Source organism: Micromonospora sp. RV43 (assembly GCF_001029515.1).
Classification (GTDB): Bacteria; Actinomycetota; Actinomycetes; order Mycobacteriales; family Micromonosporaceae; genus Micromonospora; species Micromonospora aurantiaca.
The window spans coordinates 14,482-31,691 of record NZ_LEKG01000044.1 but is presented as its reverse complement, the minus strand read 5'-3'; the positions used below and the strand labels follow the sequence as shown (position 1 = coordinate 31,691).

The window sequence follows — 17,210 nt, the reverse complement described above, 5'->3', positions numbered from 1 at the left end:
CACCTTCCACCCGGCAGAGGGGAGACGGCATGACACCCGACCGACTGCGCGCCGCGCTTCGGGGCGTACCCGATCCGCAGTGGCTGGACGCGGCGCTGCGCCGCGTCGCGACCGAACCCACGGCCATCGGGCGGTTCTTCGCCGCCGCCGCCCGGCGGTGCGGTCGCCTGCCGGTGCCCGCCCCGCCCGGCTGGACGGCGGACGAGGCGGCCCGGGCGCTGCTGCTGACCGCGCTGCCGCACGGCCACGCCGCCGCCGCGGAGACGCTGTACCGGCAGGGCGACGCCGCCGAGAAACGCGCCGTGCTGCGCGCGCTGCCGCTGCTGCCGATCGGCGCGGAGTGCGTGCCGCTGCTGCACGACGCGATCCGCACCAACGACACCCGGCTGGTGGCCGCGGCGCTCGGCCCGTACGCCCGGCACCTGGAGCAGGCGACCTGGCGGCAGGCGGTGCTCAAGTGCGTGTTCACCGGCGTGCCGCTGGCGGTTGTCGACGGCCTGCCGGAGCGGGCCGACGGCGAGCTGGCCCGGATGCTCGCCGCGCTCGCCGCCGAACGGCACGCCGCCGGCCGCGACATGCCCGCCGACGCGACCGGCCTGCTGCGCCGGCTGACCATCCCCACCACGGAGGCGTGACATGCGCATCTTCGACCCGCACATCCACATGACGTCCCGCACCACGGACGACTACGAGCGGATGGCCGCCGCGGGCGTCCGCGCGGTGGTCGAGCCGGCGTTCTGGCTGGGCCAGCCGCGTACAAGCGTGGACAGCTTCGTGGACTACTTCGACTCGCTGATCGGGTGGGAGCCGTTCCGGGCCGGCCAGTTCGGCATCCGGCACCACGCCACTGTGGCGCTGAACCCGAAGGAGGCGAACGACCCGCGCTGCCGCCCCGTGCTCGACCTGCTGCCCCGCTACCTGGACAAGGACGGCGTGGTGGCGGTCGGCGAGATCGGCTACGACGCTATGACGCCGGCCGAGGACGCCGCGCTGGCCGGTCAGCTCGCCCTGGCCGTCGCGCACGACCTGCCGGCGCTGGTGCACACGCCGCACCGGGACAAGGCGCGCGGCGTCGAGCGGACGCTCGCGGTGGTCGCCGAGTCGGGCATCGCGCCGGGACGGGTGCTCGTCGACCACCTCAACGAGGTGACCGTCGAGCTGGTCCGGGACACCGGCTGCTGGCTGGGCTTCTCGATCTATCCGGAGACGAAGATGTCGCCGCCGCGGATGGTGGAGCTGCTGAAGCGGTACGGCACCGAACGGATGCTGGTGAACTCGGCGGCCGACTGGGGCCGGTCGGATCCGCTGCTGACCCGGGCCACCGGGGAGGCGATGCTGCTGGCCGGGTTCGACGCCGACGACGTGGACCGGGTGCTGTGGCGCAACCCGGTCGAGTTCTACGGCCAGTCCGGCCGGCTCGACCTGACCGACCTGGAGACGAGCGACCCCACCTTCGCCGGCAACTCGATCGCCCGTGGGGGGCAGTGATGCGGCTGCGCCACGCCGACGGCACGACCGTCCATCTCGGCTACTGCACGAACGTGCACCCGGCCGAGGACCTGCCGGGCGTCGTCGCCCAGCTCGACACGTACGCGGTGGCGATCCGCCGGGCGCTCGGCGCCGACCGGCTCGGGCTCGGACTCTGGCTGGCCGCGCCGGTCGCCGCCGCGCTCGCCGCCGACCCGCCGGCCCGGCGCCGGCTGCGCCACGAGCTGACGGTACGCGGGCTGGAGGTGGTCACGCTCAACGGCTTCCCGTACGCCGCGTTCCAGGCCCCTGTGGTCAAGGGCGCGGTGTACCACCCGGACTGGACCACGCCGCAACGGTCGGCGTACACGCTGGACCTGGCCCGGGTTCTCGCCGACCTGCTGCCCGACGACGCCGTCCGGGGCTCGATCTCGACGCTGCCGATCGCCTGGCGCACCCCGTGGGACGCCGGGCGGGCCGCCACCGCCCGGCGTCGCCTGGACGCGCTGGCCGAGGGCCTGGCCGCCGTGCAGCGGGAGACCGGCCGGGTGATCCGGGTCGGCTTCGAACCGGAACCGGGCTGTCTGGTGGAGTCGACGGGACAAGCACGCGAGGTATTCTCAGACATGGATACCGACCGGCTCGGGATCTGCGTGGATCTCGCGCACCTGGCGTGTGCCTGGGAGCAGCCGGCGGATGCCCTGGCCGGGCTGCGTGCCGCCGGTCTCCCCGTGGTGAAGGTCCAGGTGTCCGCAGCGGTCGAGGCCCCTGACCCGCCCGCCGCGAACGCGGCGCTGCGCCGGTTCGTCGAACCGCGCTTCCTGCACCAGACGCGGGCTGCCGGTTGCGCCGGCGCCGCCGATCCGGCCGATCCGGCGTACGCGGCCGACGACCTCGACGCCGCGCTCGACGCGCGGCTGCCCGGGGCGTGGCGGGTGCACTACCACGTGCCGTTGCACGCACCGCCCGAGCCGCCGCTGCGCTCCACAGCGCCGGTGCTGCGCGAGGCGCTGGCCGCGTTGTACGCCGGTCCCGTCGCCGGCTGCGACCACCTCGACGTCGAGACGTACACCTGGGGGGTGCTGCCGGAGGCGCGGCGGCCGCGCGGCGACGTGGAGCTGGCCGCCGGCATCGCCGCCGAGCTGGCGTTCGCCCGCGACGAGCTGACCGCGCTCGGCCTGGCCACGACGGTGGGGGCGTCCTCGTGAGCCGGCGGCTCGTGGTGCTCGACGTGGTCGGGCTGACGCCGCGGCTGCTGGCGCACATGCCCCGGCTGCGCACGGTGGCCGACGCCGGGTTCGCCGCCGAGCTGGGCACCGTGCTGCCGGCGGTGACCTGCTCGGCGCAGTCCACGTTCCTCACCGGCGAGCTGCCCGCCGGGCACGGCGTGGTGGGCAACGGCTGGTACTTCCGCGACCTGGGCGAGGTGCTGCTCTGGCGGCAGCACAACGGGCTCGTCGGCGGCGAGAAGGTGTGGCAGGCGGCCCGTCGCGTCGAGCCGGGCTACCGGGTGGCGAACGTCTGCTGGTGGTACGCGATGGGCGCGGACGTGGACTGGACGGTCACGCCGCGCCCGGTCTATTACGCCGACGGGCGCAAGGAGCCCGACTGCTGGACCGACCCGCCCGAGCTGCGGGACACCCTCACCGACGCGCTCGGCACGTTCCCGCTGTTCAGCTACTGGGGGCCGGGTGCCGGGCTGCCGTCCTCGGCGTGGATCAGCCGGGCGGCGCAGCGCATCCTCGCCGACCACGCTCCCGACCTGACGCTGGTCTACCTGCCGCACCTGGACTACGACCTGCAACGCTTCGGCCCGTCCGGCCCGCAGGCCGCCGCCGCGGCGGCGGAGCTGGACACCGTGCTCGGTCCGCTGCTCGACGCCGCGCGGGAGCGGGACGCCACAGTGGTGGCGTTGTCCGAGTACGGCATCACCGACGTGTCCCGCCCGGTGGACGTGAACCGGATGCTGCGCGCCGAGGGGCTGTTGCGGGTCTACACCCAGGCCGGGATGGAATATCTCGACCCGTGGACCTCACGGGCGTTCGCGGTGGCCGACCACCAGGTGGCGCACGTCTACGTCGAGGATCCGGCGGACGTGCCGGCGGTGGCGAAGCTCTGCGCGTCGCTGCCGGGCGTGGCCGAGGTGCTCGACGCCGCCGGGCAGGCCGGGTACGGGCTGGATCACCCCCGCTCGGGTGAGCTGGTGCTGGTGGCCGAGCCGGACGCCTGGTTCACGTACTACTACTGGCTCGACGACGCGCGGGCGCCCGACTTCGCCCGGCTGGTGGAGATCCACCGCAAACCCGGCTACGACCCGGCCGAGCTGTTCTTCGACCCGGCCGCGCCGGGTGCGGCGAAGCGCCGCGCGGCGGTGGCGCTGGCCCGCAAGAAGCTCGGGCTGCGCTACCTGATGTCAGTGGTGGGGCTGGACGCGGGCGCGCGTGCGGTGCGTGGTTCACACGGGCGCCTGCCCGCCGACCCGGCGGACGGCCCGGTGCTGCTCTGCTCCGACCGGGCCGCGATCCGGCCCCGGGTGGAGGCCACCGACGTGAAGGCGTTGCTGCTCGAACTCGCCGGACTGGCCAGGGAGGCACCATGACCGTAACCGTCGCACCGACCGATCCGGCCCTGCTGCGGGGCCGCTTCGACGCCGCGCTAGCCGCGTTCCTGGACGCGAGAGAGCCGGATCGGCCGGACGACGGTACGGGGGCCGTCCACACTGCTCTGCGCTGGTTCGTCCTGGCCGGCGGCAAGCGGATGCGCCCGCTGTTCTGCTACTGGGGCTGGCGGGGTTTCGGCGGCCCGGACGCCGCGCCGATCGTGGTCGCCGCGGCGTCGCTGGAGCTGTTCCACGCGTTCGCGCTGATCCACGACGACATCGTGGACCGCAGCGACCGCCGCCGGGGCGCGCCGACGCTGCACCGGTTCTTCGCCGAGCTGCACGCCGCGTCCGGCTGGCCGGGCGACCCGGCGGCGTACGGGCGACAGGCCGCGGTGCTCTGCGGCGACCTCTGCGCCACCTGGTCGGCGCAGATGTTCCACGGGTGCGGGTTGCCGCCCGAGCGGCTGCGCCGGGGGCACGTGCTGCTGGCCCGGATGCGCTCGGAGGTGATCGCGGGGGAGTACCTGGACGTGGTCGGGGCGGCCGGGGACGGCTCGGTGGCGAACGCGCTCACAGTGGTACGGCTGAAGACGGCCCGCTACACGGTGACCCGCCCGGTGCAGATCGGTGCCGCGCTCGCCGGTGCGGCGCCGGAGGAGGTGGCCGCGCTGGCCGGGTTCGGCGACCCGCTCGGTGACGCGTTCCAGCTGCGCGACGACCTGCTCGGCGTCTTCGGCGACCCGTCGGTGACCGGCAAGTCCAACCTGGACGACCTGCGTGAGGGCAAGCCGACGGTGCTGCTGGCGCTGGCCCGGGCGTCCGCCTCGCCGGCCGGTGCGGCCCGGCTGGGGGAGCTGGTCGGCGATCCCGGCCTCGACCAGGCGGCCGCGGCCGAGGTGCGGGGCATCATCGAGGAGTCCGGTGCCCGGGAGGCGGTGGAGCGGATGATCCGTACCCGGGCCGACGCGGCACTTGTCGCGCTGGACGCGTTGCCGCTGGCGGAACCGGCGCGGCGGGTGCTGGCGGCGCTCGCGGAGCGGGCGGTCGACCGCCACGAGTGACACCTACTTTTGTCGCTGAGCGGCGAAAGTCAAAGCCGATCGATCAGAAGCTATGGACAGGCTGATCGAAAGGTCTTAATGTCGTGCACAGCACAACGCTGTTTCGCCGAGGTGATCGCCCCGCACCAGATCGCCCCGCACCGCCCGCCTCGGCGAGGTGACCTCCGGTCCCGACCGGAGGTCGCGGCCCGCCGACCTCCCCGGCAGGCCGGCGCAGCATCCCCCTGCTCGGCATCCGGCGCGACGCGCGCCCGTTCCTGGCTGCGCGCGTCAGGAAGGGACAGCACAGCATGTCCAGCCACCACCACCCCCGTGCCCGACGACCGTTCGCCGCTGCCGCAGCGCTGCTGCTCGCGGCCACCGCCGGCACCGTCACAGTGGCCGCGGCGTCCGTCCCGGCGTCCGCCCACCCGATCCCGGCGAGCGACTTCCAGCAGGTCGAACTCGCCCGCGGTGTCGCCGAGACCGGCGAACCGATGTCGCTCGCGGTGCTGCCCGACCGGTCGGTCCTGCACACCGCCCGCAACGGCACGCTGCGCCGCACCGACGCGGCCGGCGCCACCACAGTCATCGGCACGCTGCCTGTCTACACCCACGACGAGGAGGGGCTCCAGGGCGTCGGCGTCGACCCCGGCTTCGCCTCCAACCGGCACATCTACCTCTACTACGCGCCGCCGCTGTCCACCCCGACGGGGGACGCGCCCGCCACCGGCACCGACTTCTCCGCCTGGCAGGGCGTCAACCGGCTCTCCCGGTTCACCCTCAACGCCGACTTCACGCTCAACCAGGCCAGCAAGGTCGACGTGCTCGACGTACCGGCCGACCGGGGGCTGTGCTGCCACGTCGGCGGCGACATCGACTTCGACGCCGCGGGCAACCTCTACCTGTCCACCGGCGACGACACCAACCCGTTCGACTCGGCCGGCTACGCGCCGATCGACGAGCGCACCAACCGCAACCCCGGGTACGACGCGCAGCGCAGCGCCGGCAACACCAACGACCTGCGGGGCAAGATCCTGCGGATCAAGGTGAACGCCAACGGCACGTACTCGATCCCGGCCGGCAACCTCTTCGCGCCCGGCACCGCGCGGACCCGCCCGGAGATCTACGCGATGGGCTTCCGCAACCCGTTCCGGATCAGCGTCGACAAGGCCACCGGCGTCGTCTACGTGGGCGACTACGGGCCGGACGCCGGCACCACCACGGCCCGCGGCCCGTCCGGGCAGGTCGAGTTCAACCGGGTGACCGGGCCCGGCAACTACGGCTGGCCGTACTGCACCGGCACCAACACCGCCGCCGAGACGTACGCCGAGTGGGACTTCGCCGCCGGTACCGCCGGCCCGAAGTTCAACTGCACCGGCGGGCCGACGAACAACTCGTTCCGGAACACCGGCCTGGCCACGCTGCCGGCGGCGAAGCCGTCCTGGATCCGCTACGCCGGTGACGCCGGCAGCCCGCCCGAGTTCGGCGGCGGCTCCGAGTCGCCGATGGGCGGCCCGGTCTACCGGTACGACGCGGCGAACCCGTCCACCACGAAGTTCCCGCAGTCCTTCGACGGGCAGTTCTTCGCCACCGAGTTCGGCCGGGGCTGGATCAAGCCGATCCACGTCGGCGCGGACGGCTCACCCGGCACCATCGACAGCTTCCCGTGGACCGGCAAGCAGGTGATGGACTCGGCGTTCGGCCCGGACGGCGCGTACTACGTGCTCGACTACGGCACCGGCTACTTCAACGGCGACGCCAACTCGGCGCTGTACCGCTTCGACTACCTGGGCGGCGCCAACCGCGCCCCGGTGGCCCGCGCCGCGGCCGACCGGACCTCCGGCGCCGCGCCGCTGACTGTGGCCTTCTCCTCGGCCGGCTCGTCCGACCCGGAGGGCGGCGCGCTGACGTATGCCTGGACGTTCGGCGACGGCGGCACCTCGACCGCCGCGAACCCCTCGCACACCTACACCACAAACGGCAGGTACACCGCCACGCTCACCGTGCGCGACCCGCAGGGCGCCACCGGCACCGCGAGCGTGACGATCACAGTGGGCAACACCGCGCCGACAGTCGTCATCGAGACGCCCGGCAACGGCAAGCTGTTCTCCTTCGGCGACACCGTGCCGTTCCGGATCACCGTCACCGACCCGGAGGACGCCACGATCGACTGCACGAAGGTCAAGATGACATACGTGCTCGGCCACGACCAGCACGGCCACCAGATCACCTCGGCGACCGGCTGCACCGGCTCGATCGCCGTACCCGTCGACGGTGAGCACGACGACGCGGCGAACATCTTCGCCGTCTTCGACGCCGAGTACACCGACTCCGGCGGCCTCACCACGCACACCCAGCACACGCTCCAGCCCCGGCACCGCCAGGCCGAGCACTTCAAGACCTCGTCCGGGATCAACACGTTCGACAAGGCCACCGCCGAGGGCGGCAAGACCGTCGGCGACATCCACAACGGGGACTGGATCGCGTTCCAGCCGTACCTGCTCGCCGACGCCACCGGGTTCACCGCCCGGGTGTCGTCCGCCGGCGCCGGCGGCACGCTCCAGGTGCGGGCCGGCTCGGCCACCGGCACCGTGCTCGGCTCGGCCACCGTCCCGGTCACCGGCGCCTGGGACACGTTCACCACAGTCACCGGCACGATCGCCAATCCGCCGGCCGGCACCACCACGCTCTACCTGACGTTCGCCGGTGGCACCGGGGCGCTCTACGACCTGGACGCGTTCACGCTCACCACGTCGGCGGTCCGTACCGGCCCGGTGAAGGGCCTGGCCGGCAAGTGCCTGGACGTGCGCAACGCCGCCACCGCGGACGGCACCCAGATCCAGCTCTACACCTGCAACGGCACGACGGCGCAGTCGTGGACCGTGACGCCGAACGGCACCGTGAAGGCGCTGGGCAAGTGCCTGGACGTATCCGGCGGGGCCAGCGCGGACGGCACGAAGATCCAGCTCTACACGTGCAACGGCACCGGGGCGCAGAACTGGTCCGCGCAGGCCGACGGGACCGTGCGCAACCCGCAGTCGGGCAAGTGCCTGGACGTGTCCGGCAACAACTCGGCCGACGGCACGGCGGTGCACCTGTGGACCTGCACCGGCGCGGCGAACCAGCGCTGGACCCTGCCGTGAGGATGAAGGAGAACCAGATGAAACTCGTGCGTACCGCACTGGGGGCGGTGACCGCCGTCCTCGCCACCATCGCCTGCACCGTCCCCGCGGGCCCGGCAGCCGCCGCCGACGCCCCCTACGACGTGCTGGTCTTCTCCAAGACCGCCGGCTTCCGCCACGACTCCATCGCGGTCGGCACGCAGGCCGTACGGGAACTGGGCGCGGCGAACAGCTTCACCGTCACCGCGACCGAGGACGCCGCCCAGTTCACCACCGCCAACCTGGCCCGCTTCGAGGCGGTGATCTTCCTCAACACCACGGGGGACGTCCTCAACGCCACCCAGCAGTCGGCGTTCGAGGCGTACATCGGCGCCGGCGGCGGGTACGTCGGCGTGCACTCCGCCGCCGACACCGAGTACGACTGGCCGTTCTACGGCAACCTGGTCGGCGCCTGGTTCGCGTCCCACCCGGCCATCCAGCCGGCCACGGTGAAGGTGGAGGACCGGGCGCACGCCGCCACCGCGCACCTGCCGCAGCGGTGGAACCGCACCGACGAGTGGTACGACTACCGCACCAACGCCCGCTCCACCGCGCACGTGCTGGCCAGCCTGGACGAGTCCACGTACTCCGGCGGCTCGATGGGCGGCGACCACCCGCACGCCTGGTGCAAGACGTACAGCGGCGGCCGGTCCTTCTACACCGGCGGCGGCCACACCCAGGCGTCCTACGCCGACGCGGCGTTCCGGGCGCACCTGCTCGGCGGCATCCGCTACGCCGCCGGGCGCACGAAGGCCGACTGCCGGCCGGAGACCGGCTACACCGCGCTCTACAACGGCGGCACCACCGGCTGGTCGCAGGCCGGGCCGGGCAGCTTCACCAACGCCGACGCCACGCTCACCTCGGTCGGCGGCATGGGCCTGTACTGGTACAGCGCCAAGCAGTTCACCAACTACTCGCTGAAGCTGGACTGGCGGCTGGCCGGTGACGACAACTCGGGCGTGTTCGTCGGCTTCCCGCCGTCGAGCGACCCGAACTCGGCGGTGAACAACGGCTACGAGATCCAGATCGACCCCACCGACGCGGCCGACCGGACCACCGGCGCGGTCTACGGCTTCAAGTCCGCCGACCTGGCGGCCCGGGACGCGGCGCTCAACCCGGCGGGGGAGTGGAACACCTACGAGATCCTGGTCGAGTCCGAGCGGCTCCAGGTCTTCCTCAACGGCGTGCGGATCAACGACTTCACGAACACCGACCCGGTGCGGTCGCTCGCCGGGCACGTCGGCATCCAGAACCACGGCACCGGCGACGACGTGTCGTTCCGCAACATCCGGATCAAGGAACTCGGCGGCACGCCGCCGCCGACCGGCAACACCACCGTCCAGGCCGAGGCGTTCGGTTCGGCGAGCGGCGTCAGCGCGTACCCCAAGGCCGGTGCCAACGGCGGCCAGACCCTGGGGTACGTGGACCCGGGCGACTGGGCCGCGTACCCGGGTCTGGACCTGACCGGCGTGACGTCGCTGCGCGCCCGGGTGGTCTCCGGCGGCCCGGGCGGCACACTCCAGGTGCGGACCGGCTCGCCGAGCGGCCCGGTGCTCGGCCAGGTGGCGGTGCCGAACACCGGTAGCTGGACCACGTTCGCCGACGTGAGCACCGCGCTCACAGGCGTGCCGTCCGGTACGCAGACGGTCCACCTGACGTTCACCGGCAGCGGCTCCGGGCTGTTCGACGTCGACGACTTCACGCTGGTCCGCTCGACCGGCACCGGCGGCGCCGGCCCGATCAAGGGCCTCGCCGGCAAGTGCCTGGACGTGCGGAGCGGATCGTCGGCCGACGGCACGCAGATCCAGCTCTACACCTGCAACGGCACGACGGCGCAGTCGTGGACCGTGACGCCGAACGGGCCGGTGAAGGCGCTGGGCAAGTGCCTGGACGTGTCGGGCGGCGGCAGTGCGGACGGCACGAAGATCCAGCTCTACACGTGCAACGGCACCGGGGCGCAGAACTGGTCCGCGCAGGCGGACGGGACCGTGCGTAACCCGCAGTCGGGCAAGTGCCTGGACGTGTCCGGCAACAACTCGGCCGACGGCACGGCGGTGCACCTGTGGACCTGCACGGGCGCGGCGAACCAGCGCTGGACCCTGCCCTGACGGAGGCCATAGAGTGGAGGCGGCGACCGCGAGGTGGCCGGTGACCCGGCGGGAGGCGCAACCCGTCCGGGAGCAGACGCTCCGGCGTCCACCGGTTCCCACGCGCCGCCGCCTCCGGTCGTCCTCGCCCCGGTCCGCGACGGAATCCCCCATCACCACAGGGGAGAAGGACAATGGCGCGACCCATCACGCTCTTCACCGGCCAGTGGGCCGATCTGCCGTTCGACGAGGTCTGCCGGCTCGCCGCCGAGTGGGGCTACGACGGGCTGGAGATCGCCTGCTGGGGCGACCACTTCGAGGTGGACAAGGCGCTCGCCGACGACTCGTACGTGGAACGCAAGCGGGCCACCCTGGCCAAGCACAACCTCCAGGTGTTCGCCGTCTCCAACCACCTGGTCGGGCAGGCCGTCTGCGACCACCCGATCGACGAGCGGCACCAGGACATCCTGCCGGCCCGGATCTGGGGCGACGGCGAGCCGGAGGGGGTGCGGCAGCGGGCCGCCGAGGAGATCAAGGACACCGCGCGGGCGGCGGCGAAGCTCGGCGTGAACACAGTCGTCGGCTTCACCGGCTCGTCCATCTGGCACACGGTGGCGATGTTCCCGCCGGTGCCGCCGGCCATGATCGAGCGCGGCTACCAGGACTTCGCCGACAGATGGAACCCGATCCTCGACGTCTTCGACGAGGTGGGGGTGCGGTTCGCGCACGAGGTGCACCCCAGCGAGATCGCCTACGACTACTGGACGACGAAGCGCACGCTGGAGGCGATCGGGCACCGGGAGGCGTTCGGGCTCAACTGGGATCCGTCGCACTTCGTCTGGCAGGACCTGGACCCGGTGAACTTCATCTTCGACTTCGCCGACCGGATCTACCACGTCGACTGCAAGGACGCGAAGGTCCGTACCGGCGACGGGCGGCGCGGCCGGCTCTCCTCCCACCTGCCCTGGGCCGACCTGCGGCGCGGCTGGGACTTCGTCTCCACCGGCCACGGCGACGTGCCGTGGGAGGACTGCTTCCGGGCGCTCAACGCGATCGGCTACGACGGCCCGATCTCGATCGAGTGGGAGGACGCCGGCATGGACCGCCTGGTCGGCGCGCCGGAGGCGCTCCAGTTCGTCCGCCGCCTGGCGTTCGACGCCCCGTCCGCGGCCTTCGACGCCGCCTTCAGCAGCAGCCGCGACTGACCGGTCAGCGGGCGGCGTAGACCTGGTCGCTGACCAGGCGCGCCGCCCCGACCAGGCCGGCGGTGTCGCCGAGGTCGGACAGGACGATCGGCATGCTGCCGGTGGCCAGCGGCGTGGAGCGCCGGTAGACCACGCCCCGGATCTCCGCGAGCAGCACCGGCCCGATCCCGCCGGGTGCGCCGCCGATGATCACGATGGCCGGGTTGACGAAGCTGACCAGCCCGACCAGCACCCGCCCGAGCCGGCGGGCGGCGTCGCGCACCAGCGTCTGCGCCGCCGGGTCGCCCTCGGTGGCCGCCGCCGCCACGTCGGCCACCGACAGCGTCCCGGCCGCGGCCAGCCGGTCCGCCAGCGCCGTCGAGCGCCCGGCCCGCGCGGCGCTCACCGCCTCGCGCACCAGTGCGACATCCCCGCAGTACGCCTCGACGCACCCGTTGTTGCCGCAGCCGCAGAGCGGCCCGTCCTCGGTGAGCTGGAAGTGGCCGATGTCGCCGGCCCCGCTGGCCGCACCCCGGTAGAGCGCGCCGGCGAGCACCAGCCCGCAGCCGATCGCCTCGCCCAGCTTGACGTAGAGGAAGTCGTCGAACGGGCGGCCGGTGCCGGCGTGCCGTTCGCCGAGGGCCATCGCGTTGGCGTCGTTGTCGACCTGCACCGGGCAGCCCAGCTCGGCGGCGAGCGTGTCGCGTACCGGGAAGCGGTGCCAGCCGGCCAGGGCCGGCGCGGACACCGGCGTGCCGTCGCGGACCTCGACCGGCGCGGGCAGCGCGACGCCGACGCCGGTGAGCGACGACAGTCCCGCCTCGACACGCAGTTTGCCGAGCAGTTCGACGATGCGCCCGACCACCACGTCCGGGCCGAGCCGGACGTCCACCGGCTCGTCGTGCCGGGCGAGCGGGTTCAGTTCGCCGTCGGTGAGCGCGACCCGCAGGACGCCGTCGCCGACGAGCACCGCGCCGAACCGGACCTGCGCGCCGATGCGCAGCAGCGACGAGCGGCGTCCGCCCCGGGACGCGGCCGGTCCGGCGGTCTCCACCAGGCCGAGCGTGGTCAGCCGGTCGACCTCGGCGGCGAACCGGGCCCGGGGCAGGCCGAGGAGGTCGGCCAGCTCGACCCGGGAGCGTGGGCCGTCGTCGCGCAGCAGGCGCAGCAGTCGCGCCTGATCCGCCGTCTCCGGTCCGACCATCGGCATCTGGTCACCTCCCCACGGAGAATGTGCCACATCGCCGCCCGCGCACACGGGAGCGGGCCGGTCACCCGGAGGTGACCGGCCCGCTGTCCGCTGGTGTCAGAGCGTGTTGCCGGTGCTGGACGGCTTGGTGCTCGTGCCGGTGGTGGTCGAGCCGGACGCGCTGGTCGAGCCCGTCCCGTTGGCGCTGCGGCTGCCGACCGCGGCCGGCGTGCCGGCGAACGGCTTGTCGGCGTCGGTCATGCCCGGCTTGCCGCCGTTGGTGGCGAGCTTCTCACCGAGCTTGGTCTGCCCCAGCTTGTCCTTGCCCTCCGAGTAGAGCCGGGTCGCCTGGGCCTGCGCGACCCCGGCCGCCTCCTGGACGGTCGGGTGGTCGAGCACCTTGCGCCCGCGGACCACCAGCTCCTCGTACTTCTCCCGGCCGGCACGGGCGCCCAGGACGAATCCCGCAGCCAGCCCGCCAAGAAACATGATCTTTCCGCGCATGGCGGCTCCTTCCGTACCTGACGCTCTCGCCGGTTTCCGCCAGCTCGGCGGAATGACCGTCTCGCGCCTGCTTCTCTGTCGACGGCTAACTACCCATCCTGCTCTCCGCTCATGCCTCCCTGTGCCGAGATGACGATTTGTCCGTAATCCTGGCGCGTCAGCCGGTCCGGTCCTCCTCCGGTAACCCCCTGGCGCACCACCCCCCGATGTCCTGTACTCTTGTCCCCGTCGCACGGAGCGGAGAGATCCGAACCGAGCGGTGCACGGTCCCCTGTAGCTCAATTGGCAGAGCAGCCGGCTGTTAACCGGCAGGTTATTGGTTCGAGTCCAATCGGGGGAGCTTCGCTCCACGTCACGCCCGTCGGCATCGCCGGCGGGCGTTAGTTGTCGCTGGCCCCCTTCGCGTGCCCGGCTGCCCGGTTTCCGCCCCCGAGTCCTCGTTCGCCCGGCAGGATGGTCGGCGTCGACTTAGACTCCCGCTGCGTCGATTGATGCGTCGATTCGAGGACGGTGGAGATGGCCGCAGGACGCAGCCGCTGGACCGCGACGCTGATCGCGGTGGCGGTGGTGCTCGGCTGGCTGATCGTCGGCGGCATCGCCGGCCCCTACTCCGGCAAGCTCGGCGAGGTCTCCACCAACGACAACGCCTCCTTCCTGCCGGCCGACGCCGAGGCCACCCGGGCGCAGGACCTGGCCGCCGGATTCGTCGACCGGGAGACCACCCCGGCACTCGTGGTCTACGAACGACCCGGCGGCCTCACCCCGGCCGACCAGCAGCGCATCCGGGCCGACGCGGCCCGCTTCGCCGAGGTGCCGGGCGTGGTCGGTCGGCTGCCGCCACCGGTCGTCAGCCAGGACGAGCAGGCCGCCCAGGTGATCGTGCCGATCGACAGCTCCGAGGGCGAACAGATCCGGTCCGTTGTGGAACGCCTGCGCGACATCGCCGGCCCGGACCGCGACGGGCTCACCGTCGACGTGGCCGGACCCGCGGGGCTGCTCGGCGACCTGATCGAGGTGTTCGGCGCGATCGACGGGCCGCTGCTCCTGGTCACGCTGACAGTGGTGCTGGTCATCCTGCTCGTCGTCTACCGCAGCCCGGTCCTCTGGATCTTCCCACTGCTGGCCGCCGGGATGTCGTACTCGCTCGCCGCCGTCTTCGTCTACCTGCTCGCCGACCACGACATCGTCAAGCTCAACGGGCAGGCACAGGGCATCCTCACCGTGCTCGTCTTCGGCGCCGGCACCGACTACGCGCTGCTGCTCATCGCCCGCTACCGGGAGGAACTGCACCGGCACGAGCGCCCGTGGGACGCCATGCGGACCGCCTGGAAGGGCGCCGCCCCGGCCATCATCGCCTCCGGCGCCACAGTCATCGTGAGCCTGCTCTGCCTGCTGCTGTCCAGCCTCAACTCCAACCGCGCGCTCGGCCCGGTCAGTGCCGTCGGCATCGCCGCCACGCTGCTGGTGATGCTCACGTTCCTGCCCGCGCTGCTGGTCCTCGGTGGCCGCTGGGCGTTCTGGCCCCGGCGACCCCGCTACGACCAGGCCGACCCGCGCACCGAACACGGCATCTGGGGGCGGATCGCCGGCTTCGTGGCGCGCCGCGCGCGTACCGTCTGGGTCGTCACCGCCGTGGTGCTCGCCGCCCTCACGATCGGGGTGACCCAGCTCGGCGCCACCACGCTCGGCCAGTCCCAGCTGTTCACCCAGCGCACCGACTCCGTGGCCGGGCAGGAGGTCATCGACAGGCACTTCCCGGCCGGCACCGGCAGCCCCGCCACCATCTTCACCACCCAGGCCACCGCGCGGCAGGTCGCCCAGGTGGCGCAGGGCGTGCCGGGCGTCGCCTCGGTGCTGCCGCTCGGCCAGCGGGGCGAGAACGCGCCGCCCGACCCGGACGCGCCCCCGAAGGTGGTCGACGGGCGGGTCCAGCTCGACGTCACGCTCGCCGACCCGCCGGACAGCAACGGCGCCGAACGCACCATCCGCGACCTGCGCGAGGCGGTGCACCGGGTACCCGGCGCCGACGCCGTGGTCGGCGGCTTCACCGCGATCAACGTGGACACCGCCGACGCCTCGGTACGCGACCGTGACGTCATCATCCCGGTGGTGCTGCTGGTCATCGCGGTCATCCTGGCCCTGCTGCTGCGGGCCCTGGTCGCACCGGTGCTGCTGATCGCCACAGTGGTGCTGTCGTTCCTGGCCACGCTGGGCCTGTGCGCGCTGCTGTTCCGGTACGTCTTCGACTTCCCCGGCGTCGACCAGTCCTTCCCGCTGTTCGCGTTCGTCTTCCTGGTCGCGCTCGGCATCGACTACAACATCTTCCTGATGAGCCGGGTCCGCGAGGAGTCGGTCCGCCGCGGCACCCGCGCCGGTGTGCTCGCCGGACTGGCCGTCACCGGCGGCGTCATCACCTCCGCCGGCATCGTGCTCGCCGCCACGTTCTCCGCGCTCGCCGTCCTGCCGCTCGTGGTGCTCGTCGAGTTGGGCGTGGCGGTCGCCGTCGGCGTACTGCTCGACACCATCGTGGTCCGCTCGCTGCTGGTGCCCGCGCTCGCGTACGACATCGGGCCGAAGGTCTGGTGGCCGGGCCGCTTGTCGCGGTCGCACCGCGAGGGCGACCGGGCCGGGGCGGGGGTGGACCGTGCCTGACACGGACGTGGTGATCGTCGGCGGCGGCCTGGCCGGTCTCGCCGCCGCCCGGCGGCTGCACCGCGCCGGCGTGCCGTGGCGGCTGCTGGAGGCGGGCGACCGGCTCGGCGGGCGGGTCGCCACCGACCGCGTCGACGGGTTCCTGCTCGACCGGGGCTTCCAGGTGCTCAACACCGCCTACCCGCGGCTCACCGGACTGGTCGACGTCGGCACTCTCACGATGGGCTGGTTCACCTCCGGCGTGCTGGTGCGCCGCGGCGACCGGCTGGAACGCCTGGTCAACCCGCTGCGCGAACCCACCGGCGCACCCGGCACGCTCACCGCGGGCATCGGATCGCTGACCGATCGGTTGCGGTTCGCCACGCTCACCGCCGGCTACGCCACGGTGCCGGTCGGGCGGCTCCTCGACACACCCGAGACCAGCGCCGAGAAGGCGCTGCGCCGGGCCGGGCTCTCCGACGCGATCATCGAGGAACTGCTCCGGCCGTTCCTGTCCGGCGTGCTGCTCGACCGCGAGCTGGCCACCTCCAGCCACGTCCTCGCGGTCGTCATGCGCTCCTTCGCCCGCGGCCGGATCGGCCTGCCCGCGGACGGGATGCAGGCGCTGCCCCGGGCGCTCGCCGCGCCCCTGCCCGCCGAGCTGATCGAACTGAACACCCCGGTCACCGACGTCGCGCCCGGCCGGGTCCGCACCCCGTCCGGCGAGATCACCTGCCGCGCCGTCGTGGTCGCGGTGGACCCGCCCGCGGCGGCCACGCTGCTGCCAGGGCTGCCGAGGGTACGCATGCATGCGTACACCACCTACTACCACCGCACCGACACGGCGCCGCTGGACGAGCCGATCCTGCTGCTCGACGGCGACCGGTGGGAACTGATCGCCAACACGGTGGTGGTGAGCCAGGCCGCGCCCACGTACGCGCCGGACGGCCAGCACCTCGTCGCCACCTCGGTGGTCGGCCCGCAGGCGCCGCCCGAACCGGTGATCCGACGCGAACTGGACCGCCTCTACGGCCGCTCCACCGCCGACTGGACCCACCTCACCACAGTCGCCGTGCCGGACGCGCTCCCGGCGGCACCGCCACCACAGGGCCGGCTGCGCAAGCCGGTGGCGCTCGGCGACGGCCTGTACGTGGCCGGGGACCACCGGGACAGCCCGTCCATCCAGGGGGCGCTCGCCAGCGGGTGGCGTACGGTCGGCGCGGTCCTCACGCAGTTGCGGCGCGGGTGAGCCATCGGCGGGTAGCGCGTTGTTATCCTCGCGTTGCCCATCGTGCTGTCGCGGCCGTGTTTCCGCCCGGTAGGTGGTGGTCCGCGCAGCGAT

General features: G+C 73.1%; 12 protein-coding genes and 1 tRNA gene. 11 read left to right on the top strand and 2 right to left on the bottom strand.

Annotated features, from left to right (window positions below; genetic code table 11):
- Positions 1–29: 29 nt before the first annotated feature.
- The 8 genes from ABD52_RS13610 (at position 30) to ABD52_RS13575 (ending at position 11,565) form a co-directional block, all read left to right on the top strand.
- A complete protein-coding gene (locus tag ABD52_RS13610; RefSeq protein WP_047892051.1) occupies positions 30–635 on the top strand; it encodes an EboA domain-containing protein in 606 nt (201 codons plus the stop codon).
- Position 636: 1 nt separating this feature from the next.
- A complete protein-coding gene (locus tag ABD52_RS13605) occupies positions 637–1,488 on the top strand; it encodes a TatD family hydrolase (RefSeq protein ID WP_013287904.1) in 852 nt (283 codons plus the stop codon).
- On the top strand, positions 1,488–2,675 hold the full coding sequence (gene eboE / locus ABD52_RS13600) for a metabolite traffic protein EboE (RefSeq protein ID WP_047892050.1): 1,188 nt from the start codon (positions 1,488–1,490) through the stop codon (positions 2,673–2,675). Before ABD52_RS13605 ends, eboE begins: the two co-directional genes overlap by 1 nt.
- The gene (locus ABD52_RS13595; protein WP_047892049.1) at positions 2,672–4,066 is read left to right on the top strand and encodes an alkaline phosphatase family protein; all 1,395 of its coding nucleotides are present in this window, start codon (positions 2,672–2,674) and stop codon (positions 4,064–4,066) included. Before eboE ends, ABD52_RS13595 begins: the two co-directional genes overlap by 4 nt.
- Complete coding sequence (locus ABD52_RS13590) at positions 4,063–5,130, top strand: polyprenyl synthetase family protein (protein ID WP_047892048.1); 1,068 nt, start codon at positions 4,063–4,065, stop codon at positions 5,128–5,130. Before ABD52_RS13595 ends, ABD52_RS13590 begins: the two co-directional genes overlap by 4 nt.
- Before the next feature lie 290 nt (positions 5,131–5,420).
- On the top strand, positions 5,421–8,255 hold the full coding sequence (locus ABD52_RS13585) for an RICIN domain-containing protein (protein ID WP_047892047.1): 2,835 nt from the start codon (positions 5,421–5,423) through the stop codon (positions 8,253–8,255).
- A gap of 17 nt (positions 8,256–8,272) precedes the next feature.
- The gene (locus tag ABD52_RS13580; RefSeq protein WP_047892059.1) at positions 8,273–10,381 is read left to right on the top strand and encodes a ThuA domain-containing protein; all 2,109 of its coding nucleotides are present in this window, start codon (positions 8,273–8,275) and stop codon (positions 10,379–10,381) included.
- Between the two features lie 173 nt (positions 10,382–10,554).
- Complete coding sequence (locus tag ABD52_RS13575; protein WP_013475574.1) at positions 10,555–11,565, top strand: sugar phosphate isomerase/epimerase; 1,011 nt, start codon at positions 10,555–10,557, stop codon at positions 11,563–11,565.
- Positions 11,566–11,569: 4 nt separating this feature from the next.
- Here ABD52_RS13575 and ABD52_RS13570 read toward each other — a convergent pair whose 3' ends face one another.
- Positions 11,570–12,754: an ROK family transcriptional regulator gene (locus ABD52_RS13570; RefSeq protein WP_047892046.1), complete on the bottom strand. Its 1,185-nt coding sequence runs from the start codon at positions 12,752–12,754 to the stop codon at positions 11,570–11,572.
- A gap of 96 nt (positions 12,755–12,850) precedes the next feature.
- Positions 12,851–13,237 carry a hypothetical protein gene (locus ABD52_RS13565; protein ID WP_013287896.1) on the bottom strand — a complete coding sequence of 129 codons (387 nt, stop codon included), beginning with the start codon at positions 13,235–13,237 and terminating at the stop codon, positions 12,851–12,853.
- A 267-nt stretch (positions 13,238–13,504) separates the two neighbouring features.
- Between ABD52_RS13565 and ABD52_RS13560 the strand changes: the two genes are divergently transcribed.
- The 3 genes from ABD52_RS13560 to ABD52_RS13550 all read left to right on the top strand — a co-directional run bounded on the left by ABD52_RS13560 (position 13,505) and on the right by ABD52_RS13550 (position 17,117).
- A tRNA-Asn gene (locus tag ABD52_RS13560) sits at positions 13,505–13,577 on the top strand.
- A 176-nt stretch (positions 13,578–13,753) separates the two neighbouring features.
- Complete coding sequence (locus tag ABD52_RS13555) at positions 13,754–15,889, top strand: MMPL family transporter (RefSeq protein WP_047892045.1); 2,136 nt, start codon at positions 13,754–13,756, stop codon at positions 15,887–15,889.
- Positions 15,882–17,117 carry an NAD(P)/FAD-dependent oxidoreductase gene (locus tag ABD52_RS13550; protein WP_047892044.1) on the top strand — a complete coding sequence of 412 codons (1,236 nt, stop codon included), beginning with the start codon at positions 15,882–15,884 and terminating at the stop codon, positions 17,115–17,117. Before ABD52_RS13555 ends, ABD52_RS13550 begins: the two co-directional genes overlap by 8 nt.
- The last annotated feature ends 93 nt before the right edge of the window (positions 17,118–17,210 follow it).

Coding starts and splice junctions, on each gene's coding strand:
- ABD52_RS13575 (WP_013475574.1), top strand. CDS start 10,555: ATGGCGCGACCCATCACGCTCTTCACCGGCCAGTGGGCCGATCTGCCG.
- ABD52_RS13590 (WP_047892048.1), top strand. CDS start 4,063: ATGACCGTAACCGTCGCACCGACCGATCCGGCCCTGCTGCGGGGCCGC.
- eboE (WP_047892050.1), top strand. CDS start 1,488: ATGCGGCTGCGCCACGCCGACGGCACGACCGTCCATCTCGGCTACTGC.
- ABD52_RS13580 (WP_047892059.1), top strand. CDS start 8,273: ATGAAACTCGTGCGTACCGCACTGGGGGCGGTGACCGCCGTCCTCGCC.
- ABD52_RS13570 (WP_047892046.1), bottom strand. CDS start 12,754: ATGCCGATGGTCGGACCGGAGACGGCGGATCAGGCGCGACTGCTGCGC.
- ABD52_RS13605 (WP_013287904.1), top strand. CDS start 637: ATGCGCATCTTCGACCCGCACATCCACATGACGTCCCGCACCACGGAC.
- ABD52_RS13555 (WP_047892045.1), top strand. CDS start 13,754: ATGGCCGCAGGACGCAGCCGCTGGACCGCGACGCTGATCGCGGTGGCG.
- ABD52_RS13565 (WP_013287896.1), bottom strand. CDS start 13,237: ATGCGCGGAAAGATCATGTTTCTTGGCGGGCTGGCTGCGGGATTCGTC.
- ABD52_RS13610 (WP_047892051.1), top strand. CDS start 30: ATGACACCCGACCGACTGCGCGCCGCGCTTCGGGGCGTACCCGATCCG.
- ABD52_RS13585 (WP_047892047.1), top strand. CDS start 5,421: ATGTCCAGCCACCACCACCCCCGTGCCCGACGACCGTTCGCCGCTGCC.